A 23,000-nucleotide genomic window follows, 5' to 3' on the forward strand; every position below is an offset into this window, starting at 1 on the left:
GTGAGCTCAGGCGGACGGGAAGGCGCGGTCGAGCTCGGCGAGCCACACCGCGGCGTTGCCGTCGCTGGGCGCTCGCCAGTCGCCGCGCGGCGAGAGCGACCCCGAAGGGAGCACCTTGGGGCCGTTGGGGATCGCGGTGCGCTTGAACTGCGCGAAGCCGAAGTAGCGCGTCAGGAAGACGCGCAGCCAGCGCACGATCGTCTCGCGGTCGTAGCCGTAGCGGTCGGATGCCGGGAAGCCCGGCGGCCACGCCCCGGCATCCGCGTCGCGCCATGCGTGCTCCGCGAGGAAGACGATCTTCGACGGCCGGAAGCCGTAGCGCAGCACGTGATGCAGCGCGAAATCGTGCAACGCGTAGGGTCCGATCGTGTCCTCGGTCGACTGCACCTTGCCGTCCTGGCCGGCGGGCACCAGCTCGGGGCTGATCTCGGTGTCCAGCACCGCCTGCAGCACCTCCTTCGCCGCATCCGACAGGCTCGTGCCGTCCTCGCCCGCGTGGGCGATGACCCATCGGATCAGGTGCTGGATGAGAGTCTTGGGCACCCCGGCGTTCACCGCGTAGTGGCTCATCTGGTCACCGACGCCGTAGGTGGCCCATCCCAGGGCGAGCTCCGACAGGTCGGAGGTGCCCACGACGAATCCGCCGTTCTGATTCGCGAGTCGGAACAGGAAGTCGGTGCGCGCCCCGGCCTGCACGTTCTCGAACGTCACGTCGTACACGGGCTCGCCGTTCGCGAAGGGGTGGCCGATGCCCGTCAGCAGCTCCGTCGCCATGGGACGGATGTCGATCGTCTGGATCGACGCGCCGATCGCCTCGGCGAGGGCGATGGCGTTCGACTTCGTGTGATCGCTCGTCGCGAAGCCCGGCATCGTGTAGGCGAGGATGTCGCTGCGCGGGCGACCCATGCGGTCCATCGCGCGGGCGACCACGAGAAGAGCGTGGGTCGAGTCGAGCCCCCCGGACACGCCGATCACGGGCTTGGGTGACCCGATGGCGCGCATCCGCCGCGCGAGCGCAGACACCTGGATGCTGAACGCTTCGTAGCAGTCCTGGTCGAGGCGTGCCGGGTCGTCGGGTACGAAGGGGAAGCGGTCGAGCGGGCGACGCAGCCCGATGTCGGATGCCGGGGGATCGACCGTGAACGACACCATGCGCATCGGCGCCGCTGCCGGGGCGACCGCGCGTCGGTTGTCGTCGAACGTCCCCTGCCGGAGCCGGTCCTGGCGGATGCGGTCGAGGTCGACGTCGGCGATGGCGCTGCGCGGGCCGTCCGGGAAGCGCTCGGTCTCGGCCAACAAGGCGCCGGACTCGTAGATCATCGTCTGGCCGTCCCACGACACGTCGTTCGTCGACTCGCCCAGGCCCGCAGCCGCGTAGGCGTAGACGGCGTTGCAGCGGAACGACTGTGACTTCGCGAGCAGGTGACGGTCATCGGCCCGTGCGACGGTGATGGGGCTGCCGGAGAGGTTCAGGAGAACCGTCGCGCCGGCGAGGGCCGCAGCGGAGGACGGCGGGACCGGCACCCACATGTCTTCGCACACCTCTGCGTGCACGACCAGGCCCGGCACATCGTCGGCGGCGAACAGCAGATCGGTGCCGACGGGCACCTGCTGTCCGGCCAGGACGGCGGTCGCCGGCGCGCCGGCGCCCGCGGCATACCAGCGGGCCTCGTAGAACTCGCGGTACGTCAGCGGGTAGCTCTTCGGGACAACGCCGAGCACGCGTCCGCGGTGGATCACGACGGCGCAGTTGTAGAGGCGGGCGCCCAGCAGCAGCGGCGCGCCGACGACCAGCAGCGGCCGCAGATCGTGCGAGGCCGAGACCAGGGTGCCGATCGCGGCGTGGACGGCGTCGAGCACGGCATCCTGCATGACGAGGTCGTCAATGGCGTATCCGCTCAGGCAGAGTTCCGGGAAGACGGCGACGGCGACGGCGTCGTCGCTGAGCGCGCGGGCCGCATCGATGACCGCCTCGGCGTTTCGCGCCGGGTCGGCGATCGCGACGGGGATGGTGCACGCGGCGACCCGGGCGAACCCGTGCCGGTAGGCGCTCTCGAACGGCAGGTTCTCGCTCACCCCTCCAGTCTGGCAGGTGCACCGGCGCTGGGCGATGTCGGCGGCGCCGACTAGCGTCGGAGGCGGAAGGGTGACATGCGATACATCGAGGACACCGGCGACGGCGCGCGCATCGTCTGGAGTGCGAGCGACCTGAAAGCAGCCGCCGAGTGTGAGTTCGCGTGGCTGCGCGCGATCGACGCCAAGCTCGGACGGGTGCCGGCGGTCGTCGAGCCCGAAGACCTCACCCTCGAGCGCGCCGGTCGGCTCGGCACACAGCACGAGCTGCGCCAGCTCGATCTGTACCGCGCGCAGTACCCCGGACGTGTCGTCGAACTGCCCGAGACGCGATCGTCGGATGCCGTCGCGGTCGCCGCCGCGGTCGCGGCGACCTCGGCGGCGCTGGCCGACCCCTCCGTCGCGGTCATCTATCAGGCGGTGTTCGCGACCGCGGAGTTCGTCGGATTCGCCGACTTCCTCGTGCGCGAAGATCCCGCTCGCATCGTCGACGGCTCCGAGAACCCGTGGGTCGTCCAGGACACCAAGCTCGCGCGCCACGCACGCGTGACCGCGTTGATGCAGCTGGCGGCATATGCCGACCAGCTCGACCGTCTCGGCGCGCCGCGCAGCGGCCGGGTGGAACTGCTGCTCGGCGACGGCACGACCTCGACGCACACCGTCAGCGACCTCATGCCCGTCTTCCGGTTGCGCCGGCAGCGACTGCGCGCGCTCATCGTCGACCGTGACATCGCGGCCGGCGTCGACGCTGCCCCGATCGGGTGGGGAGATGACCGCGGCGAACTGAGGATCGTCGCGTGCGGGCGGTGCGCGACGTGCGATGCGGAGGTGGTCGCGCACCGCGACCTGCTGCTGGTCGCGGGAATGCGCCCCGTGCAGCGCGATCGGCTGCGTGCGGCCGGTATCCGCACCATCGACGACCTGGCCGCCGCGACGGAAGCTCCCGAGCGGATGTCGGGCGACACGTTCGCCGGACTGCGCACGCAGGCGCGTCTGCAGCTGGACAGCCCCGCAGGCGGCGTGGGCGAGACGGCCACCGCGTCCACGCCGCCGGTGCCGACCTTCGAGGTGGTCTTTCCGAAGGCGATCGGCGCGCTGCCCCGGCCCGACCGCGGCGACCTGTTCTTCGACTTCGAGGGCGATCCGCTCTACACCGAAGCCGCCGACGCGGGGGGAGCGTCGTGGGGCATCGACTACCTGTTCGGGTGGGTCGACGACGACGAGCAGTACGCGGCACTGTGGGCGCACTCGTTCGCAGAGGAGAAGCGGGCGCTCGAGGATTTCCTGGATGTGGTGGCGCTGCGCCGTCGCGCCCATCCCGGCATGCACATCTACCATTACGCGCCGTACGAGCCGACGCACCTGCTGGCGATGGCCGCGCGGTACGGGGTGCGCGAGGCCGAGGTCGACACGCTGCTGCGTGAAGGCGTCTTCGTGGACCTCTATCCGATCGTCCGGCGCGCCCTGCGTGTGGGGTCGCGCTCGTACTCGATCAAGAAGCTCGAGCCGCTCTACATGGGCGCCGAGGTGCGCACCAGCGACGTGCAGCGCGGCGACGATTCGATTGTCAAGTACGTCGAAGCGCGCGAGCTGATGGCGGCGGGGGAGGATGCCGCGGGAGCGGCCATCCTCGATGACCTCGCCGACTACAACCGCTACGACTGCGTCTCGACGCGGCGCTTGCGCAACTGGCTCGTGGAGCGGGCCCGGGAGGCCAAGCTCCTGCCCTCCGCCGATGTCGACGCCGCAGAGCGTCCGTACGAGCCCTCGCCGCGTGCCGAGGCGCTCACGCGGATGGCCGGCGTCGCCGACACCGACGACGCGCCCGACGAGGCCGCGGTCACCGCGCTGAAGCTCGCCGCGGCGGCGATCGACTACTACCCCCGCGAGGCGAAGACGTTCTGGGCGACGCATTTCCTGCGGCTGCGGGAGCCCGTCTCGATCTGGGAGGATACCCGCGACGTCGTCGTCTTCGACCATGATCGCTGCCGGGTCCTGACCGACTGGCACGTGCCGGAGGGCGGTCGCGTCCAGCGCCGGGTGCTCGAGCTGCGCGGCGACCTCGCGCCGGGAACGAAGCTGTCCGCGGGGGGATCGGTCTTCCTGCTGTACGAGCTGCCGACACCGTTCCCGATCGACACCAGCCCGCGATGGATCCACGCCGCGCGGTCGGTCCGCGTCGTCGACGTCCTCGATGACGGAATGGTCGTGGAGGAGAACTCCGTCCACGGATTCACCTGGCAGGAGCTGCCGATCGCCTCGACCCCGCCCGCGCCGCCTCAGGCCGGGTCGCAGCAGGCGGCGATCGATCACTGGGCCGACACAATCATCCAGGCGGCCCCGCTGCGCTCGGCGGACTTCCCGTTCGACCCCGCGACCGACCTGCTGCTGCGCAGAATCCCGCGCACGCGCTCGGGTACGCTCGCGCGCGGCGACGGTGACGCGGTCGACGAGATCGCCCGCGCCGTCGACGATCTCGACCGCAGCTATCTGGCCGTGCAAGGCCCGCCGGGCACCGGCAAGACCTACGTCGGTTCGCACGTGGTCGCGCGCCTGGTCCGCGAGAAGGGATACCGCGTCGGCGTGGTGGCGCAGTCGCACGCGGTCGTGGAGAACATGCTCGCGCGCATCGTCGATGCGGGGGTGCCGGGTGAGCGCGTCGCGAAGGCGACGAAGGGCGCGGCATCCGGTGCGGAGAGTTTCACCGCCATCGCGAAGGACGGCTATGCGGCCTTCGCCCAGGCACACCCGGACGGGTTCGTCATCGGCGGTACGGCATGGGACCTGAGCCACCCCGGACGCGTGCCCCGCGCGAGTCTGGACCTGCTCGTCATCGACGAAGCCGGACAGTTCTCGCTCGCCTCGACCATCGCGGTGTCGGTCGCGGCGCAGCGACTGCTGCTGCTCGGCGATCCCCAGCAGCTGCCGCAGGTGAGCCAGGGCACCCATCCCGAGCCGGTCGACACCTCCGCACTCGGATGGGTGATGGACGGCGTCGCGGTCGTCCCCGATGATCGCGGCTTCTTCCTCGCACAGACGCGGCGGATGCGCCCCGAGGTCGCCGCTCCCGTCTCCGAACTGTCCTACGACGGGCGACTCGCGGCGCATCCGTCCACCTCGGGGCGTCACCTCGACGGCGTTGCGGCCGGCGTCGTCCCCATGCCGCTGACCCACGCGGGCAACGCCACACAGTCGCCGGAGGAGGCCGACGCCGTCCTCGCCCTCGCTCGCGACCTCCTCGGGCGGGCGTGGACGCCATCCGAACAGGCGCGCCCGCGACCGCTCACGGCCGCGGATCTGATCGTCGTCACCCCGTACAACGCGCAGCAGGTGCTCGTCGAGTCCGTGCTGGCAGCGGCCGGGCTCGGGGAGATCCCGGTCGGAACGGTCGACAAGTTCCAGGGTCAGGAAGCTGCCGTCGCGATCGTGTCGCTCGCGGCATCCAGCGGCCGTGATGCACCGCGAGGGCTCGAGTTCCTCCTGCTGCAGAACCGTCTGAACGTGGCCATCTCGCGGGCCGAGCACACCGCGTTCGTCGTCTACGGTACGGGGCTGCTCGACGACCTGCCCCGCACTCCCGACGGTGTCGCCCGCCTCAGTGCCTTCGCCCGTCTCGTCGGCGCGGACGCGCCCTAGACTCGGCCTATCGGTCGACGCACACCGGTCGAGTTCCGCGGGGCAACACCTCCGCGACGTGGCGAACAGGAGCACGACATGAGCGATGAGATGCCCCGGCAGTTTGAGATCGATCTGCCGCCGGAGGTGATCGCCGGCAGCTTCGCCGACTTCGCGAACGTGTGGCACACGCCCGACGTGTTCGTGATGGACTTCGTCTCTCTCGTGCGGCCTCCGCAGGCCGGGGCGGATGCCGACGGTGCGCCCGTCACGGTCGTGCCCGCTCGGGTGGTGCAGCGAGTGCGCATCCCCCCGCAGCAGGTGTTCGAGCTGGCGAAAGCGCTCACCCAGCAGCTGGAGTTCTGGGAGCAGGAGACCGGGCGACGCGCCGAAGGGTGACGATACCGTCGCCCGGGGCCGCGACCGGTCTCGACCGCGCGCCGGTCATCTTCGGGGGATATACTCCCCGAGGCTCGTCCCCGTGCATCCGATCACGACGAGCCGCGATCAGAGGCGGTGAGACACCATGGCAGACGATAGTAGCCGCGCCGCGGTGCTCGCCGCCGGCATCCTCTCGTTCTGAGGCCGGCGCACCCGCGGCGTTTTCGTGTGTGCCGTCCGCTCGGCACGCTCCGACGTGCGCGCGATCCTTCGTGCGTGCCCGCCCCGCGGCGCTCGGCGACCGCGTGTCCACGAGGAGAGACCCATGACCCTGATCGACAACGCCGTGTACAAGGACGGGGTGCGCGTTGCCACCCCCGCCTCGCTCGACGAGGCCTACGCCCTCCAGGAAGCCCACACGGGCTTCGCGTGGATCGGCCTGTACCGTCCGTCGGACGAGGAGCTGGCGTCCGTCGCGACAGAGTTCGAACTGCACCCGCTCGCCATCGAGGATGCGGCTCTGGGGCATCAGCGCTCCAAGGTCGAGCGTTACGGCGACACGCTGTTCGTGGTGCTGCGCCCCGCCCGCTACGACGACGAGCGCGAGGAGCTGGACATCGGCGAGCTGCATCTGTTCGTCGGCCCCGACTTCGTGATCACCATCCGCCACGCCGAATCCCCCGATCTCGGAGCGGTGCGGCGGCGCCTCGAGCAGCAGCCGGAACTGTTGGCGCTGGGATCGGAGGCGTTGCTGTACGCCGTGCTCGACCGCGTCGTCGACGAGTACGAGCCGCTGGTCGCCGGCATCGAGAACGACATCGACGAGATCGAGGACGACCTGTTCGGAGACGCCGACGACGATGCCCTCTCGCGCCGCATCTACGAGCTGTCCGGAGAGCTGAACCGCTTCTTCCGAGCCACCCACCCGCTGGTGCCGATCATCGAATGGCTGCAGCGCGGCCACGACGCCTACCACGTCGACATCGAGCTGCAGCGGCGGCTGCGCGACGTCCGCGACCATGCCCTCCGCGTCACGGAGCGCATCGACGGCTTCCGTGCGGTGCTCGACAAGGCGCTCATCGTGCACTCCGCGCTCGTCTCCCGGCGGCAGACCGAGGTGAACCTGGCGCAGAACGAGCAGGTGAAGAAGATCTCCTCGTGGGCGGCGATCATCTTCGCGCCCACGCTGATCGGCACGGTGTACGGCATGAACTTCGACGTCATGCCCGAGCTGCACTGGGAGTACGGCTACCCCGTCGCTCTCGGCGTGATGGTGGCCTTCCCCACCGTGCTCTACCTGATCTTCAAGCGGCGGCGGTGGCTGTGAGCCTCGCTCGTCCGTACCTTCGCGTCGCCTTCGGCATCCGATAGCGACGACACGGGGCGGATGAAGCCGCTCAGACCGTGCCGTAGAGGCGGTCGCCGGCGTCGCCGAGGCCGGGCACGATGTAGCCCTTCTCGTTGAGACGCTCATCGAGCGCCCCGAGCACGAGGGTCACGTCGCGCTCGCCGACGAGCTCCTCGATCTTCGCAACGCCCTCGGGAGCGCCGAGGATGCAGATCGCGGTGACGTCCTGCGCGCCGCGGGCGAAGAGGAAATCGATCGCGGCGCCGAGCGAGCCGCCGGTCGCGAGCATCGGGTCGAGCACGAAGCACTGTCGGTCGCTGAGATCGTCGGGAAGGCGCTCGGCGTACGTGTACGGCTGCAGCGTCTCCTCGTTGCGCGCCATGCCCAGGAAGCCGATCTCGGCGGTGGGCAGCAGCTTCACCATGCCGTCGAGCATGCCGAGGCCGGCGCGGAGGATCGGCACCACCAGCGGTCGCGGCTCCGAGATGCGCACGCCGGTCGTGGTGGTCACCGGGGTCTGGATCTCGACCTCTTCGACGCGTACGCCGCGGGTCGCCTCGTACGCGAGCAGGGTCAACAGCTCTTCGGTGAGCTGTCGGAACACCGGAGATGGTGTGCGCTCGTCGCGCAGCACGGTGAGCTTGTGGGTGATGAGGGGGTGATCGGCAACGTGCACGCGCATGATCTCAGCCTACGCTGAAGGGATGAGCCTGCCCGTGCGTGCCGACGACGAGACGGTGATGCGTCGTGCCCTTGCACTGGCCGCTCGCGCGGCGGACGCGGGAGAGATCCCGGTGGGCGCGGTCGTCGTGGATGCCGGGGGTGCGGCGATCGGTGAAGGTCTCAACCTGCGGGAGGCGACCGCCGACCCCACCGCCCATGCGGAGGTCGTGGCCCTCCGGCAGGCCGCGGCATCCGTCGGGTCGTGGAACCTCGAGGGGTGCACGCTGACCGTGACCCTCGAGCCGTGTCTGATGTGCGCGGGCGCGATCCTGCAGGCTCGCGTCGGCCGGGTCGTGTTCGGCGCGTGGGACGAGAAGGCGGGCGCCGCGGGATCGGTGTACGACGTGCTACGTGACCGGCGGCTGCCGGTGCGGGCCGAAGTGGTTGGCGGCATCCTGGAGGACGACGCGCGCGCCCTGCTGCGCACCTTCTTCGACGCCCGCCGTTGAGGAGGTCCCTGCCTCAGTCCGAGGAGCTGAGGATGATCGCCTCGGTGGGCGGGGCGGGGTCGGCCCGACGGCCGATGTAGCCGATGTTCTCCAGCAGGGCGCGACGGAACTCCGCGGGGCGCTCCAGGTGCGGCGCGTGGCCGACGCCCTCGAAGACCAGTTCGGTGACGGCGCCTCCCGCCGCTCGGTAGGCATCCAGCACGTCGCGGGTCTGCGACACCATCTCCTGCGCGGGTGCGGACGCGGCGCCCGGCCACCCCGGGATCACCCCGAGGGCGCCGAGGTGGTTGATGTCGAAGAAGGAGGCATCGGAGACGATCGCGTCGGCCGAGCCGCGCACCCAGAGGACGGGAGGCTTGGGGGTGATGTCCACGATGCTCGACGTGTTGAAGTACTGCGGCGCCATGGTGTTCAGCACGCCCAGGCGTCCGGCGGCGAACCCGGGCCAGTTCTCGCTGGTGACGCTGTCGCCGGGGTAGTTGCCGGTGGCCGTGGAGGTGGTGTTCATCGACTCCACCCAGATGTCCTCGTGCGCGCTCGTGTATCCCGGTGCGACATAGCCGGAGCGGAAGACGCTGCGCGGCGACGTCGGTGCCTCGTCGGTCATGTCGCGGTCGGTGAGTCGCTGCACGAAGTCGGGGTTGGCGCCGCCCGCGCCGCAGCCGGCGTCGTCGGCGGTCACCCGCGATCCGTCGCGGCGGGTGCCCCCGAAGCCGTAGGGCGAGACCGGCGCCTGCAGGGTGAGCGAGCGCACGGGGTGGTCGATGGCGTACTGCATGACCACGCCTCCTCCCATGGACCACCCGACGAGGTGCGCCGTGTCGATGCCCAGCACCTGCAGCGTGGCGAACACGTCGTCGCTGAAGTCGCGGACGCCGCGGGTGGCGTCGACGGGCGCGCTCTCGGTGTTGCCGAACCCGCGCAGATCGACGGCGATGATCCGCAGATCGCTGGGCAGATCCTGCATGAGCTCCTGCCAGAACAGGCTCGACGACACGTTGCCGTGGACCAGGATCACGGTCTGGTCCGCGGTCGCGGCCGGGTTGTCGCCGACGCGTTCGAGGATGCCGACGCGCAGCCGGTCGGTGTCGATGATCCGGGCGGTGATGCCGTCGAGGAGCGTCATGACCGCATCCTACTCCGCCGACCTGTCGTCATGAACGGACTCTCAGGTGAAGAGTCGGAGTGCGCCGAGCGGCGGACCCGACCATGCGTTCTCGTGGTCCCGAGGTGCGTACGGCCCTGCCGTACGGGTGGGTCTGCCGAGGGCCGTCAGGCTCTCTGCCCACCGCACGGCGGCGGCGACCCCGTCGATCACGGGTTCCCTCAGCTGGGAAACCGGCGCAGCCGAGCACGGGTGAGTGGTTTCTCTGCACGCCGCTCGTTCCTCTGCGAGGATGAGGGCATGGCTTCCCCCCTCCCTTCGATCGCGATCCTCGGTGCCGGCTCGATGGGAGGCGCGATCTTGCAGGGCCTCGTCCGCTCGGGTGATGCCCCCGCGATCACCGTGACCAACCGCACCGCCGTGCGCGCTGACGCCTTGGTGGGACTCGACGGCGTCACGAGCCTTTCGCTCGAGGCCGACGGCGACGCGAACACGGCTGCCGCCGCAGCCGCCGACATCGTGCTCATCGGTGTGAAGCCGGTGATGGTGCCCGATCTGCTCCGCGAGATCGCGCCCGTGCTGCGTCCGGGGACGATCATCGTGAGCCTCGCCGCGGGTGTCACGATCGCGACATTCGCGTCCATCGTGGGTGAAGAGGTCTCGGTGATCCGCTCCATGCCGAACACCCCCGCGGTGGTCGGCAAGGCGGTGACCGGCCTGTCGGCGGGCCCCACGGCATCCGCGGACGAGCTGGCGCTGGTGCGCCGGCTGTTCGAGACGTGCGGGGCGGTCATCGAGGTGCCCGAGTCGCAGATCGACGCCCTGTCGACGATCTCGGGGTCGGGTCCGGCCTACTTCTTCCTGCTGGTCGAGGAGCTCACCGAGGCCGCGCGCGGCAAGGGTTTCTCCGACGCCGACGCGCGCCTGATGGCCGAGCAGACCTTCATCGGCGCCGCGGCGCTGCTGGATGCCACGGGGGAGGACCCCGCCGAGCTGCGGCGGCGCGTCACCAGTCCCAAGGGCACGACCGAGCGTGCGATCGCGGTGCTGCAGGGCGCCCGCCTGGACGGCGTGTTCGCCGAAGCGACCGACGCCGCCCTCGCCCGCGCCAAGGAGATGGCCGTCGGCGCCTGACCCCGCCGCTCCCTCCGCCCGCCCGCTTCGCCCGCCCGTCCGCCGCGTCCCCGCGCCCGCGAGAAACCACCTTCGGCACGAGAAACCACCACTGCAGGTGCGTGTCGTCGCCGTTGTGGTTTCTCACTGCAGTTGGTGAGGGAGGGTGCGGGACGTCTGGCGCAGGCTCGCCAGTCCGGCGCGGTCGCGCGGGCGGACGAGCCGGACGGCCGCGCGCTGCAGGGCGGTCGCCAACGGCTCGACCCGCACCGCGTCCGCCATCTCCCAGCGTGCGACCGGATGCCCCGCGCGGCGCAGACGGTCCTCGCGGCGCTTCTCGTCGCGGAAGCGCCTCGCGGCGTCGGCGGGTGCTTCGCCGTCGTCGATGCCGTACTTGCCCCAGCCGTCGCTCTCGCCCACCGTGCGGCTCGACGGGAAGAGGAAGTCCGTGCGGTCCGTGACGCCCTCGTAGCGGAGCTCGGCCTGCAGCACCGGGTCTTCGAAGCCGCACCAGCGGATGACGGCGCGGCTCACACTCTCGCCGGGCGACTCGGCGCGCGCGTCCGCGTGCGCCCAGGCCCACGCCAGCCGCGCGACGCCCCGGCGGGAGGCCTGCGACGCGGCGCGCTCCCGGAGGTCGTCGACGACGAGAGCGCCGCCCTGTCGGGGCGAGATCGCGGCATCCACGACGGCGAGCGCCTGCGCGGGCGGGAGCACGCGGGCGAGATCGATGACGGCATCCGTCGGCGAGGTGCACAGGATGCCGTCGACGCTCACGACCTCCCGCGCGTCCGTGCTGGTGTGCACGCACACGTCGCCGAACCGTCGCGACGCCGTGCGGTCCGGATCGAACACGTGGATGTCGCGCGCCTCGCCGAACAGCGGCAGGCCGAGCAGCACCGCGGCGGACTCCAGGCACAACACGGCATCCGGGTGGACGAGCGCGAAGGCGTGCACCCGCAGCGCATACCGCTGCCACGGCGCCAGCCGCGCCGCCGCGGCGGCATCCACGTACACGCCGCGGCGCACCCGCACGAAGCCGGGACCGGCCACCGCCAGCCGCAGCACGCGGGCCTCGGCGGAGGTGACGAGCGGAAGCGGTGACCGGGTGGTGGCACGGTCCGTCGACAGGTGCGGCATCCGCAGATCATGCCCCGGCACCCGCGCCGCCGCGGTCTCATCCCCACCCTTCCCGCGGTCATCCCCTCCCGCGCAGCCTGGGGAGGAGCCCCCGTGCGCCGGCGAGAAACCACCGGCGAGCCGAGAAACCGCGCGTGGCAGGGTTTCTCGCGCCGCAGATGGTTTCTCGCGGGCGCGGAGGGCGCGGAGGGCGCGGAGGGCGCGGCGGGGGCGGATGCCGCGGTCAGCGGTCGAGCGAGGCGAAACGCTCGATGTCGCTGTTGGTGCCCGACACGATGATCAGGTCGTGGTTGGTCACCACGGTGTCGGCCTCGGCGTAGCGGAACGGCTTGCCCGGGCTCTTCACGCCGACGACGGTGACGCTGTACTTGCTGCGCACCCCCGACTCGTTCAGGCCGATGCCGCGGATGAACTTCGGCGGGTACATCTTGGCGAGGACGAAGTCGTCGTCGAAGCGGATGAAGTCGAGCATTCGGCCGCTGACCAGGTGCGCGACGCGCTCGCCGGCCTCGCGCTCGGGGTAGATGACGTGATTCGCGCCGACGCGGGCGAGGATCTTGCCGTGGCTCTGGGAGACGGCTTTCGCCCAGATCTGCGGCACCTTCAGGTCGACGAGGTTCGCCGTGATGAGCACCGACGCCTCGATCGAGGAGCCGACGGCGACGACGGCCACCTGGAAGTCCTGGGCACCGATCTGCTTGAGCGCCTCGATGTTCTTGGCGTCGGCCTGCACCGTGTGGGTGACCCGCTCGGACCACTTCTGCACGAGCTCGAGGTTGTCGTCGATCGCGAGGACTTCGCGATCGAGGCGGTCGAGTTCGCCGGCGCACGCGGCTCCGAAACGGCCGAGGCCGATCACCAGGACGGGAGCATCGCTCCGGATCTGCTCAACCAACGATCGGCCTTTCGACGGGCAGCGAGTAGTGCTGCGATCGGTTCGTCGCGGCGACGGCCGCGGCGAGAGTGACGGTACCCACGCGCCCCATGAACATCGTCGCCGCCATGACGTAGACGGCGAGATCGGGCAGGTCCTGCGTGATACCGGTGGACAGGCCCACGGTCGCGAAGCCCGAGACGACGTCGAAGAGCACGTACTCGACGGGATATCTCGTGATCTGCGCGATCGTGATGGTCGACACCGCGACGATCGTCGAGCCCCAGGCGACGACGGACAGGGCGACGCGCTGCACATCGCTGGGGATGCGGCGGCCGAACGCCTGCACGCTCGGTCGTCCCTTGGCCTCGGACCAGACGGCGAGGGCGAGGACGGCGAGGGTGGTCACTTTGATGCCGCCGGCGGTGGATGCCGAGCCGCCGCCGATGAACATGAGCATCGAGCCCACGACGAGAGACGATCCGTGCAGCTGCCCGATGTCGACGATGGAGAAGCCCCCCGAGCGCGTCATCGCGGACAGGAAGAATGCTTGGAAGGTCGTGTCCCAGGCATCCATCCCGCCGAACGTCTTCGGGTTGTCGTACTCGAGCAGCAGGAACACTGCGGCACCGGCGAAGAACAGGATGACCGTCGTGATCAGGGTGAGCTTGGCGTGCAGCGACCAGCGGCGGACGTGGAGGTGGTGGCGCCACAGCGCGAAGATGACGGGGAAGCCGATGGAGCCCAGGAACACCCCCGCCATCAGAAGCGTCAGGAAGAGGTAGTTGTGCGCGAACGGGGCGATGCCCTCGGCGTTCGGCGCGAAGCCGGTGTTGGTGAACGACATCGCCGCGTAGTACGGCGCCTCCCACAGTGCGCTCAACGGATCGACACCGCTCGCGAGCAGCGACGGATACAGCAGCACCGCGAGTCCTGCCTCGATCACGAGGGTCGACAACGCCACGGTGGCCAGGAGCTGGCCGACCTCGCCCAGGCGCACCGCCTGGCCCTCGTTGACGGGTCCGCCGTGGGCGCGCAGGGGGTTCGTGTCGCCCGCGGCGATCAGCTTCGCCCGCAGGCCCAGGCGCTTGGAGATCACCAGGCCCAGAATGGATGCCAGGGTCAGGACCCCCATCGCGCCCACGTTCACGCCGATGTAGACGATCAGGTGACCGAACGCGCTCCAGTGCGTGCCCATGTTGACGGTCGAAAGCCCCGTCACGCAGATCGTCGACACCGCGGTGAACAGGGCATCGGCGAACGGCGTGACCCGACCGTCGGCGGATGCCGCGGGCAGCGAGAACAGTGCGGTGAACAGCAGGATCAGCGCGAGGAAGATGCCGACGGCGAACCGCGACGGCGATGCCGTGGTCGCGTCGCGCAGTCGATCACGGGTGGCTGCGAGTGAGGTGCGCAGGGAGCGCCATGCACGGGCACCCGCGGTGTCGCCCGTCATGGTCCGCCCCTCTCTGACGAAGAACCGTTGACATGGTACTCCGCGCCGCGGCGCGGGCTAACCTATCGTCATGGCGGACATCTTCGACGTGATCGCCGACGGTACCCGTCGGGACATTCTGCAGCTTCTGCGCGAGCGCGCGTCGGCGGGCGAGCATGGCACGAGTGTGTCCCACATCGTCACCGACCTGGGCGTCAGCCAGCCCACGGTCTCCAAGCACCTCAAGGTGCTCCGTGAGGCCGAGCTGGTGACGGTGCGCGAAGAGGGCCAGCACCGCTATTACAGCCTGTCGCCGGCGCCGCTGGACGCGGTCGATGACTGGCTCGTCCCCTTCCTGGACGAAGATCTCCTTCCCGCCCCCGCGGGCCCCTCGACGCTTCCCGAGCCCGCGGTCGCGGCGGCCGACCTGGTCGGGCGCGCGGCGGCATCCGCGAAGCATGCGTGGGACAGTGCCTTCAAGCGCTTCCCCGGTCGTTGAACACACGAGTCACACCGATCACACGGGTTTACACGCGGCGCACAGAGACCCTAATGTTGGTTCACAGCAATGCGGAGGCACCGCATCGGGTATCGGTGGGGGAATGGGATGCCGGACCTTTCTGACGTGCGTTTTCTGACGGTCGCGGAAGTGGCCGAGATCATGCGCGTGTCGAAGATGACCGTGTACCGCCTGGTGCACGCCGGCGAGCTCCCGGCCGTGCGATTCGGTCGCAGTTACCGCGTGCCCGAGACGGCCGTCACCGAGGCCGTGCAACGTCCTATCGCCGACGTCGGCTAGACTGATCCGAGGGCATTTTTCGAGATGCCCGTTCCCGGACGCGGCCACCCGCGTCCAGACCCCTGACATAGTGAGGTTTTCCGTGGGTTCTGTCATCAAGAAGCGCCGCAAGCGCATGGCGAAGAAGAAGCACCGCAAGCTGCTTCGCAAGACTCGCCACCAGCGCCGCAACAAGAAGTAATTCGTCGCGGCACGCTGCAAACGACACCGAGCGCCTGTCTCCGAGATCATCGATCCGGGACGGGCGCTTCGTGTTCTCCGGCAGAATGGATGCCGTGACCACCCTCACGATCATCTCCAAACCGGACTGTCACCTGTGCGATGTCGCACGGGAGATCGTGGAGGGCGTGGTCGCTGACCTGCCCGAAGACGCCGTCGACGTTCAGGAGCTGTCGATCACGGATGACCCCGCGCTGTACGCGCAGTGGTGGGAGAAGATCCCCGTCGTCCTGATCGACGATCGCCTGCACGCCCATTGGCGTCTCTCGCCCGAGCGCCTTCGTGCCGCGCTCGCCGCCCCCGACCGAGAGGACACCCCTCGATGACCCTTCGCCACGTCGTCGCCTTCCGCATGGCCGCCGCCGATGCGGACGACCGTGCCGCGCACGCCGCGGAAGCGGCCCGCAGGCTCAACGCCCTCGCGGGCGTGGTGCCGACGCTGCGGGCGATGAGCGCGGGCGCCAACATCCTCTTCCCCGGCCAGAACTGGGATCTCGTGCTCGTCGCCGACTTCGACGACGTCGCGGGTCTGGACGCGTATCAGGTGCACCCCGCCCACGAGCACGTCGCGGCGTTCATCGGCACGATCCGCGCCGAGCGGGTCGCCGTCGACGTGGAGATCTGAGCCGGCGCCTTAGCGGAAGTCGCGGTCGCTGAACTCGCCGGCGGGCCGTTCGACCGATGCGGCTTCGGCCGCGCGCAACTCGACGCGGCGGATCTTGCCCGAGATCGTCTTCGGGAGCTCCTCCACGAACTCCAGCCGACGCACGCGCTGGTAGGCCGACAGGCGGGCGCGCGCATGCGCGAAGATCTCGCCGGCAGCGGCGCGCGGGTCGCCGGTGGCCGCTGCGCTCAAGCGCACGAAGGCCTTCGGCACCGCGAGGCGAAGCGGATCGGGGCTCGGGACGACGGCGGCCTCGACGACCGCCGGATGCTCCAGCAGCACCGACTCGAGCTCGAACGGCGAGATCTTGTAGTCGGAGGCCTTGAATACGTCATCGCTGCGCCCGACATACGAGAGGTAGCCGTCCTCGTCGCGGGACGCGATGTCGCCGGTGTGGTACAGCCCGTCGTGCAGGGCACGAGCGGTGCGCTCCGGGGCATCGTGATACCCGTCCATGAGCCCCAGGATGGGCGTGGACACGTCGAGGCAGATCTCGCCCTCGTCCACGCCGCGTTGGCCGGTCTCGGGATCGACGAGCACAACGGGGTAGCCGGGCAGAGGCCGTCCCATCGATCCGTCCTTGACCACCTGGCCCGGTGAGTTTCCGATCGCGCACGTCATCTCCGTCTGACCGTATCCGTCGCGGATCGTCGGGCCCCAGGCGGCGCGCACCCGCGAGATCACCTCGGGGTTCAGCGGCTCCCCGGCCCCCAGCAGCTCGCGGGGCGGCTTCGTGAGCAGGCCGAGGTCGGCCTGGATCAGCATCCGCCACACCGTCGGCGGGGCGCAGAAGGTGGTCACCTGGTGGGTGTCCATCACCTGCATGAGCGTGGCGGCGTCGAAGCGTTCGTACGTGTAGACGAACACCGTCGCCTCGGCGAGGAAAGGCGCGAAGAAGTTGCTCCAGGCGTGCTTTCCCCAGCCGGGCGAGGAGATGTTCATGTGGACGTCGCCGGGGCGCAGCCCCAGCCACCAGAGTGTCGAGAGGTGGCCCACCGGGTAGGAGACGTGCGTGTGGCGCACGAGCTTCGGGGTGGCGGAGGTGGTGCCGGAGGTGAAGTACAGCAGATTGAGGTCGTCGGCCGGCGTCGGCCCCGACGGGACGAACACCGCCGTGACCGTGTGCGAGCCGTCGAACGAGACCCAGTCCGCCGGCGCACCGGCGCCGACGGCGATGCGCAGGATGCCGGCGGTCGCGGCATCCACCGCGCTCGCCGTTTCGCTCGGGGCGATGACCGCGCGGGCGCCGCTGTGCGCGATGCGGTAGGCGAGATCGTCGGACGAGAGGAGGGTCGTGGTGGGGATGGCGACGGCGCCGAGCTTGGTGAGGCCGAGCATGACCTCCCACAGCTCGATCGTGTTGCCGAGCATCACGATGACGTGATCGCCGCGCTGGAGTCCCTGCTGTGCGAGCCAGACGGCGACGGCGTCGGAGCGGCGGGAGAGCTCGCCGTAGCTCCACGAGCGCGCCGTGAGGTCGGCGTCGACGATCGTGACGGCGGCGCGGTCGGGGTGCTCGCCGGCGACCACGTCGAACCACTCCAGTGCGAAGTTGAAGGCGGACAGCTCCGGCCAGGCGAAGCCGGACACGGCGCCGTCGTAGTCGTCGCGGTGCGCGAACAGGTGATCGCGTGCGGCGCGCACCTTCTCGGTGGCGTCGGTGGCGGGTCGGATGGGGGAAGTCGTCATGTCATCCGCGTGAGGCACTCGGTCAGGCTACGCCCTGAGTGATCCGTCCGGCGGTATGCGACGCCGGCGACGCGCTGTCGGAACTCGTCAGGCGGGGCGCTCGGCGCCGTCGTCGGCGGCGCCGGGGACGATGGGGATCGCCTGCGTGAACGCGCGGGCGCGCTGTTCCGCCTCGGGGGATCCGGTGAACAGTCCGGTCGAGCCGGTGTCGGGGGCGGTCTCTCCCTGTGCCGATGCGGCCGGCGGGGTCTCGGCATCCTCGATCAGCACACGCTGCACAGGGAGAGCCCCGGGCGTCTCACGGTGCACCCAGTCGACCAGGTGCTCGCGCACGTAGCAGCGCAGGTCGAACAGCGTCGGCGCATCGATCGCCGTGACCAGCACCCGCACGCGGACGAATCCGTTCGTCGCATCGGTGACCTGCAGAACAGACGCGCGCCGGTCCCACAGCGGGGTCTGCTCGAGAACCCGCGCGAGCTCCTCGCGCATGCGCGCCGGCGACACGCGCCAGTCCAGGTCGAGCTCGACGGAGCCCAGCAGCTCGCTGCCGGTGCGCGTCCAGTTCTGGAACGGCTTGGTGGTGAAGTACGTGCAGGGAAGCACGAGCCGGCGGTCGTCCCAGATGTCGACGACGACGTAGCTGAGCGTGATCTCCCCGATCCGGCCCCACTCTCCCTCCACCACGACGACGTCGTCCACGCGCAGCGCGTCGCTGAAGACGAGCTGCACGCCGGCGAAGATGTTGGCCAGCACCGACTGCGCGGCCAGTCCCGCGACGACCGAGGCGATGCCGGCCGAGGCGAGCACGCTCGCGCCGACGGCGCGGACGGCGGGGAAGGTCAGGAGCATCGCACCGATCGCGATGATGACGATCAACGCGATGGCCAGCCGGCGCAGGATGAGAACCTGGGTCCTGATCCGCCGGGCGACCCGGTTGTTCGGGACGTCGATGCGATAGCGGCCGAGCGCGACGTCGCCGGCGAAGGCGACCAGCCCGGCGAGCAGCCACGCGCTGGCGAGGATCGAGGCGATCGTGAAGAGCTGGCTGACCAGCGGCATCCACGTGGCGTCGCCGGGAGCGACCACCGCGACCGCGATCCACAGTGCGAACACCAGGATGAGCACGCGGAACGGCCGTCGGCCGTGGCGGATGAGGCGCGTCGGCCAGTCGGCGCGCCGTGCCATGAGGCGAACGATCAGCGTGATCGCGACGGTGAACAGCAGCGCCGCAACCACCGCGATGGCCACGCCGATGGCGAGTTCGAGCCAGTTGTCCCACATGGACGTCTCCTTCGGTGGGGGAGCATCCAGGCTAGGCGCGGCGCCGGGGTGCGAGGCAAATCCGGTGCGGACTGTCAGTCGGTCGGTGGATGTCGAGGTCCGCGGGCGTCCGGCACTCAGACCCGCCGCACGGTGACGGGCGCGGGAACCAGTCTCACCCGCACGCGCTGGCCGTACTCCAGCCGCTCCTCGGCGCTATGCTGGGCGTGCACCATGATGCCGTCGGTGGTACGCAGCACCGTCCGCCGGAAGCTGCCCAGGAAAGTGCTCTCCTCCACCTGTGCGCTGACGCCGGCATCGGATGCGGACGACGTGTCGGGTGCCACGCGGACGTTCTCCGGGCGTACGAGCGCCTCGACCGGACCCTCGGCCGGGTCGCCTTGTATGGGTAGGCGCGTGCCCCACACCGTGACGCTGCTACCGGTGGCGAGCCCTGGAAGGGCGCTGGAGAGCCCCACGAAGGCGGCGACGGCGGGCGTCTGCGGGCGCAGATACAGATCTTCCGGCGTTCCGATCTGCTCGATGCGTCCGCTGTCCATGACGGCGATGCGGTCGGATACGGCCAGCGCCTCCTCCTGGTCGTGCGTGACGAAGACCGTCGTGATGCCCAGGCGCAGCTGCAGACGGCGGATCTCATCGCGCAGCTGGACGCGCACCTTGGCATCGAGCGCCGACAGCGGCTCGTCCAGCAGCAGCACGCGCGGCTCGGTGACGAGAGCGCGGGCGAGCGCGACACGCTGTTGCTGGCCGCCGGACAGCTGATGCGGGAAGCGGTCGGCCAGGTTCGCGAGGCCGACGAGCTCGAGCGCTGCGGCGGCCCGCGCCGCCGCAGCGGCGCGGGCGACTCCTCGCCGGCGCAGCCCGAAAGCGGTGTTCTCGAGCACCCGCAGGTGCGGGAACAGCGAGTACGACTGGAACACCATGCCGATGTCACGCTTGTTCGTGGGCACACGCGAGACGTCGCGGCCGCCCAGCATCACCGATCCGCTGTCGGCGGTTTCGAGACCGGCGAGCACACGGAGGGCCGTCGTCTTACCGCATCCCGACGGTCCGAGCAGCGAGACGAACTCTCCGGGAGCGACGTCGAGGTCGACCCCGTGCAGTACGCGTGTCCCGCCGAAGCTCTTCACGATGCTCTGCAGCTGCACGCGCGTGCCGGTGCCGGCCCCGGTGAGCAGCAGGTTGTCGGCGGTGCGGGGGAGGGCTCGGTCGATGGTCATGGACGGGCCTTTCGCGTGCCGCGCGCGGCACGGCCGATGAGGAGCAGGAGGGTGAAGGCCAGCACGAGCGCCAGCAGAGTGAAGATCGCGGGGGTATAGGGATCTTGTTTCTGCACGACCACCATGGCGGTCTGGAAGACCTGACGGTTGAGCAGGGAGGCGATGGTGAACTCGCCGAGCACGACGGCGATCGAGATGAGCGACGCCGCCAGGAGCCCCTGTCGCAGGTTGGGCGCGAGCACCCGCACGATCACGGCTGTCCAGCCGGCGCCGAGCGACCGTGCCGCCTCGGCGAGCGTGCGGAGATCGACGGCGTCGATCGACGCCTGGATCGCGCGATAGGCGAAGGGAAGCACGGTGATGCCGTAGGCGAACGCCAGCGTCCACGCGCCGGTACCGAACAGCCGGCCGATCTGCTGATAGATCGGCGCCAGACCCACGACCAGCACGATCGCCGGGATCGAGATGGGCAGCAGGACGGCGAATTCGAACGCCCGCCGCAACCGGGCAAAGCGCAGCGCGACCAGCACCATCGTCGGCGCCAGCAGCAGCAGCACGATGGCCACCGTCACCACGCAGAGCACGAGGGAGTTACCCAGGCCCGTCCACAGCGGCTTGAGGGCGGCGACGGTGTGCGGATCGAATAGGCCCGTCCATCGGCTCCACGAGAGGCTGCCATCCGGCATCCGCAACGTGTAGATCAGGGTCGAGACGAGTGGGATCGCGAAGAACGCTCCGACGACGATGCCGACGATCGCGCGGGTGAGGGGCGAAGGGGTGAGTCGATTCATGCCTGGTACCACCGAGCTGCGCGCCGCTGGACAGCGGAGTAGACGAACATGACGATGCCGACCACGACGATCATCCCGAGGGCCAGCGCGCCGGCGAGGTTCTCGCGCCCGAGCACCGTCTCGCTCGTCAGCGCGCTGCGGATGCGTAGCGGCACGATCTCGGCTCCTTGGCTGGCAAGGGCGGCCGCGGTGGCGTACGACGAGAACGCATTGGCGAACAGCAGCAGCAGGCTCGCGAAGAAGGAGGGCGCCAGCACGGGGATGCCGACATAGCTCCAGAACGCGCGGCGCGAGCCCCCGAGCGTGAGCGTCGCTTCGGCCCACTGCGGACGCAGCGCCGAGAGGGCTGGCATGAACGTGATGACCATGAGCGGGATCTGGAAGTAGATGTACGGCAGGACCAATCCCGGCAGGTCGTACAGCCAGGTGCCGTTGGCGAAGATGTCGATGCCGAACGCGTCGAGCAGAAACAACCTGACGACGCCTTGCAGGCCGATCGTCGCGATGAACGCGAAGGCCAGCATGACGCCGCCGAACTGCGCGAGCACACCGGCCGCGGCATCCACTGCCGAGCGGACGAGGCCTTCGGGATGAAGGCCGAGCATCGCGTAGCAGACCAGTGCGCCCGCGAGTGCGCCGATGACCGCGGTCAGCAGGGACAGGCCCGCCGAGTTGGCGAAGGTCTCGACGATCAATGGATCGCCGAGCGCCGTGATGTTGTCCCAGGTGAACGCGCCGCGGCGATCGAAGAACCCCGAAGCGACCGCGAGTACCGAGGGCAATGCGAGAAACAGCAGCACGTAGGCGGCGAACGGAACCAGGCCCAGCCACGACCACGAACCGCGACGGGCGGGGGTGGATGCGGATGCCGCGGCATCCACCCCCGCCGTGGTGACGACGGTCACTGGACCGCCGTCGCCCACTTCTGACCGAGCAGCGTGCCGGCAGCCTTGGACTGCGCCTCGGTGGGAACCACCGTGTCGGCCGGAGCCTTTGGCAGCGCCGCGGCGAGGGTCGCATCGATGGTGCCGGCCGTGGTCATCGCGGCCATGCGGGCCGGGCGGGCGCCACCCTTGAGCCAGAGGTTCTGCACCTCGTCGCTGTAGAGGAACTCCTGCCACAGGCGGGCTGCCGCGGGGTGGGGAGCCGTCTTGTTGATGGCTTGGTTGTAGTAGCCGGCGTAGCCGGTGCCGTCGAAGACGACGACCTTCCAGTTCGGGTTGTCCTTGCGGTGTGCCGCGTTGAGGTAGTCCCAGTCGAAGACTACGGGTGTTTCGCCGCTGGCCACCGTGGAGGTCGTCACGTCGACCTTCAGCAGGTTGCCGGCCTTCTGCAGCGAGCTGAAGAAGTCGATGCCGGGCTGGAAGTCGTCGAGCGTTCCGCCGGACTGCACGGTGGCCATTCCGACCGCCGCGAAGGCCGCTCCGGCCTGGGTGGGGTCGCCGTTGAGCGCGACCGCGCCCTTATAGGTCGGGCTGAGCAGATCGGTGAGCTTGGTCGGGGCCGGGAACTTGGAGGAGTCGTAGCCGATCGACATGTACCCGCCGTAGTCGCCGACGAACAGGCCGGACGGATCCTTCAGGGTGTCGGGCACGTCGGCCCACGTCTGAACCTTGTAGGGAGCGAAGCGGTCGGTGTTCTGGAGGGTGACCGACAGGCCCAGATCGAACACGTCCGGCGCGGTGTCGAGGCCCTCATTCGTCTTGGCCGCCTGGATCTCTTCGGCGCTCGAGGCGTCGGGCGACTGCTCGTTGACGGTGATATCGGGATAGCGCTGCGAGAACAGCGAGATGATCTCGCCGTAGTTTGCCCAGTCGTGCGGCAGTGCGATCACGTTGAGCTGGCCCTCTGCCTTGGCGGCCTTCTCCAGGTCGGCGAAGGTGCCGAAATCGGCGACGCTCGTCGCGGCGGATGCCGAGGTGCCTCCGCTGGTGGCGGCCTCCGACGTGCCGGCGCACGCACTGAGGGCGAGGGCTGCGACGGCTGCGACGGCCGTGACCGCGATCGTGCGGCGCGCAAGGGTTCGGGACATGCTGTTCCTCTCGGGTCATCCCCGCGGGCACGACGATGCGTGCGGCGCG

Annotated in this window: 22 protein-coding genes; 10 read left to right on the top strand and 12 right to left on the bottom strand. The window is 70.0% G+C overall.

Annotated features, from left to right (window positions below):
- Nucleotides 1-6 precede the first annotated feature (6 nt).
- Nucleotides 7-2,076 (bottom strand): NAD(+) synthase, encoded by a 2,070-nt coding sequence (locus HMPREF1529_RS07065; RefSeq protein ID WP_016464294.1) that lies wholly within the window; start codon nucleotides 2,074-2,076, stop codon nucleotides 7-9.
- Nucleotides 2,077-2,151: 75 nt separating this feature from the next.
- On the opposite strand from HMPREF1529_RS07065, the gene HMPREF1529_RS07070 reads away from it, so the two are divergent.
- The 3 genes from HMPREF1529_RS07070 to HMPREF1529_RS07080 all read left to right on the top strand — a co-directional run bounded on the left by HMPREF1529_RS07070 (nucleotide 2,152) and on the right by HMPREF1529_RS07080 (nucleotide 7,396).
- Nucleotides 2,152-5,709: a TM0106 family RecB-like putative nuclease gene (locus tag HMPREF1529_RS07070; RefSeq protein WP_016464295.1), complete on the top strand. Its 3,558-nt coding sequence runs from the start codon at nucleotides 2,152-2,154 to the stop codon at nucleotides 5,707-5,709.
- 78 nt (nucleotides 5,710-5,787) lie between these two features.
- The gene (locus HMPREF1529_RS07075; protein ID WP_005049773.1) at nucleotides 5,788-6,087 is read left to right on the top strand and encodes a DUF3467 domain-containing protein; all 300 of its coding nucleotides are present in this window, start codon (nucleotides 5,788-5,790) and stop codon (nucleotides 6,085-6,087) included.
- A 307-nt stretch (nucleotides 6,088-6,394) separates the two neighbouring features.
- On the top strand, nucleotides 6,395-7,396 hold the full coding sequence (locus HMPREF1529_RS07080; protein WP_016464296.1) for a magnesium and cobalt transport protein CorA: 1,002 nt from the start codon (nucleotides 6,395-6,397) through the stop codon (nucleotides 7,394-7,396).
- 70 nt (nucleotides 7,397-7,466) lie between these two features.
- Here HMPREF1529_RS07080 and upp read toward each other — a convergent pair whose 3' ends face one another.
- The gene (gene upp / locus HMPREF1529_RS07085; protein ID WP_016464297.1) at nucleotides 7,467-8,099 is read right to left on the bottom strand and encodes a uracil phosphoribosyltransferase; all 633 of its coding nucleotides are present in this window, start codon (nucleotides 8,097-8,099) and stop codon (nucleotides 7,467-7,469) included.
- A gap of 22 nt (nucleotides 8,100-8,121) precedes the next feature.
- On the opposite strand from upp, the gene tadA reads away from it, so the two are divergent.
- Nucleotides 8,122-8,589, top strand: a complete 468-nt coding sequence (gene tadA, locus HMPREF1529_RS07090; protein ID WP_005049776.1) for a tRNA adenosine(34) deaminase TadA — start codon at nucleotides 8,122-8,124, stop codon at nucleotides 8,587-8,589.
- 13 nt (nucleotides 8,590-8,602) lie between these two features.
- Here the strand turns inward: tadA and HMPREF1529_RS07095 are convergent, their stop codons facing one another.
- Entirely contained in the window at nucleotides 8,603-9,715 is a 1,113-nt protein-coding gene (locus tag HMPREF1529_RS07095; protein WP_016464298.1) for an alpha/beta hydrolase, read from the bottom strand.
- Between the two features lie 279 nt (nucleotides 9,716-9,994).
- Here HMPREF1529_RS07095 and proC point away from each other — a divergent pair, with 279 nt between their 5' ends.
- Nucleotides 9,995-10,828 (top strand): pyrroline-5-carboxylate reductase, encoded by an 834-nt coding sequence (gene proC, locus HMPREF1529_RS07100; protein WP_005049778.1) that lies wholly within the window; start codon nucleotides 9,995-9,997, stop codon nucleotides 10,826-10,828.
- Between the two features lie 123 nt (nucleotides 10,829-10,951).
- On the opposite strand, the gene HMPREF1529_RS07105 is transcribed toward proC, so the two are convergent.
- From HMPREF1529_RS07105 to HMPREF1529_RS07115, 3 genes are all read right to left on the bottom strand, one after another.
- On the bottom strand, nucleotides 10,952-11,947 hold the full coding sequence (locus HMPREF1529_RS07105; protein ID WP_016464299.1) for a hypothetical protein: 996 nt from the start codon (nucleotides 11,945-11,947) through the stop codon (nucleotides 10,952-10,954).
- Nucleotides 11,948-12,170: 223 nt separating this feature from the next.
- Nucleotides 12,171-12,842: a potassium channel family protein gene (locus tag HMPREF1529_RS07110; RefSeq protein ID WP_005049780.1), complete on the bottom strand. Its 672-nt coding sequence runs from the start codon at nucleotides 12,840-12,842 to the stop codon at nucleotides 12,171-12,173.
- Nucleotides 12,835-14,277: a TrkH family potassium uptake protein gene (locus HMPREF1529_RS07115; protein WP_005049781.1), complete on the bottom strand. Its 1,443-nt coding sequence runs from the start codon at nucleotides 14,275-14,277 to the stop codon at nucleotides 12,835-12,837. Before HMPREF1529_RS07115 ends, HMPREF1529_RS07110 begins: the two co-directional genes overlap by 8 nt.
- Before the next feature lie 70 nt (nucleotides 14,278-14,347).
- Between HMPREF1529_RS07115 and HMPREF1529_RS07120 the strand changes: the two genes are divergently transcribed.
- The 5 genes from HMPREF1529_RS07120 (at nucleotide 14,348) to HMPREF1529_RS07135 (ending at nucleotide 15,899) form a co-directional block, all read left to right on the top strand.
- Entirely contained in the window at nucleotides 14,348-14,755 is a 408-nt protein-coding gene (locus tag HMPREF1529_RS07120; RefSeq protein WP_005049783.1) for an ArsR/SmtB family transcription factor, read from the top strand.
- A 108-nt stretch (nucleotides 14,756-14,863) separates the two neighbouring features.
- A complete protein-coding gene (locus HMPREF1529_RS07125) occupies nucleotides 14,864-15,055 on the top strand; it encodes a helix-turn-helix domain-containing protein (protein WP_005049784.1) in 192 nt (63 codons plus the stop codon).
- Between the two features lie 82 nt (nucleotides 15,056-15,137).
- The gene (locus HMPREF1529_RS15605) at nucleotides 15,138-15,236 is read left to right on the top strand and encodes a 30S ribosomal protein bS22 (protein ID WP_003792170.1); all 99 of its coding nucleotides are present in this window, start codon (nucleotides 15,138-15,140) and stop codon (nucleotides 15,234-15,236) included.
- Between the two features lie 94 nt (nucleotides 15,237-15,330).
- Entirely contained in the window at nucleotides 15,331-15,600 is a 270-nt protein-coding gene (locus HMPREF1529_RS07130; RefSeq protein WP_198013028.1) for a glutaredoxin family protein, read from the top strand.
- A complete protein-coding gene (locus HMPREF1529_RS07135) occupies nucleotides 15,597-15,899 on the top strand; it encodes a Dabb family protein (protein ID WP_016464300.1) in 303 nt (100 codons plus the stop codon). Before HMPREF1529_RS07130 ends, HMPREF1529_RS07135 begins: the two co-directional genes overlap by 4 nt.
- 9 nt (nucleotides 15,900-15,908) lie before the next feature.
- On the opposite strand, the gene HMPREF1529_RS07140 is transcribed toward HMPREF1529_RS07135, so the two are convergent.
- The 6 genes from HMPREF1529_RS07140 to HMPREF1529_RS07165 all read right to left on the bottom strand — a co-directional run bounded on the left by HMPREF1529_RS07140 (nucleotide 15,909) and on the right by HMPREF1529_RS07165 (nucleotide 22,951).
- On the bottom strand, nucleotides 15,909-17,627 hold the full coding sequence (locus tag HMPREF1529_RS07140; RefSeq protein WP_016464301.1) for an AMP-binding protein: 1,719 nt from the start codon (nucleotides 17,625-17,627) through the stop codon (nucleotides 15,909-15,911).
- Nucleotides 17,628-17,714: 87 nt separating this feature from the next.
- A complete protein-coding gene (locus HMPREF1529_RS07145) occupies nucleotides 17,715-18,908 on the bottom strand; it encodes a mechanosensitive ion channel family protein (protein ID WP_016464302.1) in 1,194 nt (397 codons plus the stop codon).
- Nucleotides 18,909-19,024: 116 nt separating this feature from the next.
- Nucleotides 19,025-20,128: an ABC transporter ATP-binding protein gene (locus HMPREF1529_RS07150; protein WP_016464303.1), complete on the bottom strand. Its 1,104-nt coding sequence runs from the start codon at nucleotides 20,126-20,128 to the stop codon at nucleotides 19,025-19,027.
- Nucleotides 20,125-20,919: an ABC transporter permease gene (locus HMPREF1529_RS07155; protein ID WP_016464304.1), complete on the bottom strand. Its 795-nt coding sequence runs from the start codon at nucleotides 20,917-20,919 to the stop codon at nucleotides 20,125-20,127. Before HMPREF1529_RS07155 ends, HMPREF1529_RS07150 begins: the two co-directional genes overlap by 4 nt.
- On the bottom strand, nucleotides 20,916-21,824 hold the full coding sequence (locus HMPREF1529_RS07160; RefSeq protein ID WP_016464305.1) for an ABC transporter permease: 909 nt from the start codon (nucleotides 21,822-21,824) through the stop codon (nucleotides 20,916-20,918). Before HMPREF1529_RS07160 ends, HMPREF1529_RS07155 begins: the two co-directional genes overlap by 4 nt.
- On the bottom strand, nucleotides 21,821-22,951 hold the full coding sequence (locus HMPREF1529_RS07165; RefSeq protein WP_016464306.1) for an ABC transporter substrate-binding protein: 1,131 nt from the start codon (nucleotides 22,949-22,951) through the stop codon (nucleotides 21,821-21,823). The genes HMPREF1529_RS07160 and HMPREF1529_RS07165 overlap by 4 nt, the downstream gene beginning before the upstream one ends.
- Nucleotides 22,952-23,000 lie beyond the last annotated feature (49 nt).

Source organism: Microbacterium sp. oral taxon 186 str. F0373, from assembly GCF_000411455.1.
In the GTDB taxonomy this organism is placed as follows: domain Bacteria; phylum Actinomycetota; class Actinomycetes; order Actinomycetales; family Microbacteriaceae; genus Microbacterium.

Bases quoted from the DNA above. Each gene is read 5' to 3' on its own strand.
- proC (WP_005049778.1), top strand. From the start codon at position 9,995: ATGGCTTCCCCCCTCCCTTCGATCGCGATCCTCGGTGCCGGCTCGATG.
- HMPREF1529_RS07115 (WP_005049781.1), bottom strand. From the start codon at position 14,277: ATGACGGGCGACACCGCGGGTGCCCGTGCATGGCGCTCCCTGCGCACC.
- HMPREF1529_RS07070 (WP_016464295.1), top strand. From the start codon at position 2,152: ATGCGATACATCGAGGACACCGGCGACGGCGCGCGCATCGTCTGGAGT.
- HMPREF1529_RS07135 (WP_016464300.1), top strand. From the start codon at position 15,597: ATGACCCTTCGCCACGTCGTCGCCTTCCGCATGGCCGCCGCCGATGCG.
- HMPREF1529_RS07080 (WP_016464296.1), top strand. From the start codon at position 6,395: ATGACCCTGATCGACAACGCCGTGTACAAGGACGGGGTGCGCGTTGCC.
- HMPREF1529_RS07145 (WP_016464302.1), bottom strand. From the start codon at position 18,908: ATGTGGGACAACTGGCTCGAACTCGCCATCGGCGTGGCCATCGCGGTG.
- HMPREF1529_RS07095 (WP_016464298.1), bottom strand. From the start codon at position 9,715: ATGACGCTCCTCGACGGCATCACCGCCCGGATCATCGACACCGACCGG.
- HMPREF1529_RS07150 (WP_016464303.1), bottom strand. From the start codon at position 20,128: ATGACCATCGACCGAGCCCTCCCCCGCACCGCCGACAACCTGCTGCTC.
- HMPREF1529_RS07155 (WP_016464304.1), bottom strand. From the start codon at position 20,919: ATGAATCGACTCACCCCTTCGCCCCTCACCCGCGCGATCGTCGGCATC.
- upp (WP_016464297.1), bottom strand. From the start codon at position 8,099: ATGCGCGTGCACGTTGCCGATCACCCCCTCATCACCCACAAGCTCACC.
- HMPREF1529_RS07105 (WP_016464299.1), bottom strand. From the start codon at position 11,947: ATGCCGCACCTGTCGACGGACCGTGCCACCACCCGGTCACCGCTTCCG.
- HMPREF1529_RS07165 (WP_016464306.1), bottom strand. From the start codon at position 22,951: ATGTCCCGAACCCTTGCGCGCCGCACGATCGCGGTCACGGCCGTCGCA.
- tadA (WP_005049776.1), top strand. From the start codon at position 8,122: ATGAGCCTGCCCGTGCGTGCCGACGACGAGACGGTGATGCGTCGTGCC.
- HMPREF1529_RS07140 (WP_016464301.1), bottom strand. From the start codon at position 17,627: ATGACGACTTCCCCCATCCGACCCGCCACCGACGCCACCGAGAAGGTG.
- HMPREF1529_RS07075 (WP_005049773.1), top strand. From the start codon at position 5,788: ATGAGCGATGAGATGCCCCGGCAGTTTGAGATCGATCTGCCGCCGGAG.
- HMPREF1529_RS07125 (WP_005049784.1), top strand. From the start codon at position 14,864: ATGCCGGACCTTTCTGACGTGCGTTTTCTGACGGTCGCGGAAGTGGCC.
- HMPREF1529_RS07120 (WP_005049783.1), top strand. From the start codon at position 14,348: ATGGCGGACATCTTCGACGTGATCGCCGACGGTACCCGTCGGGACATT.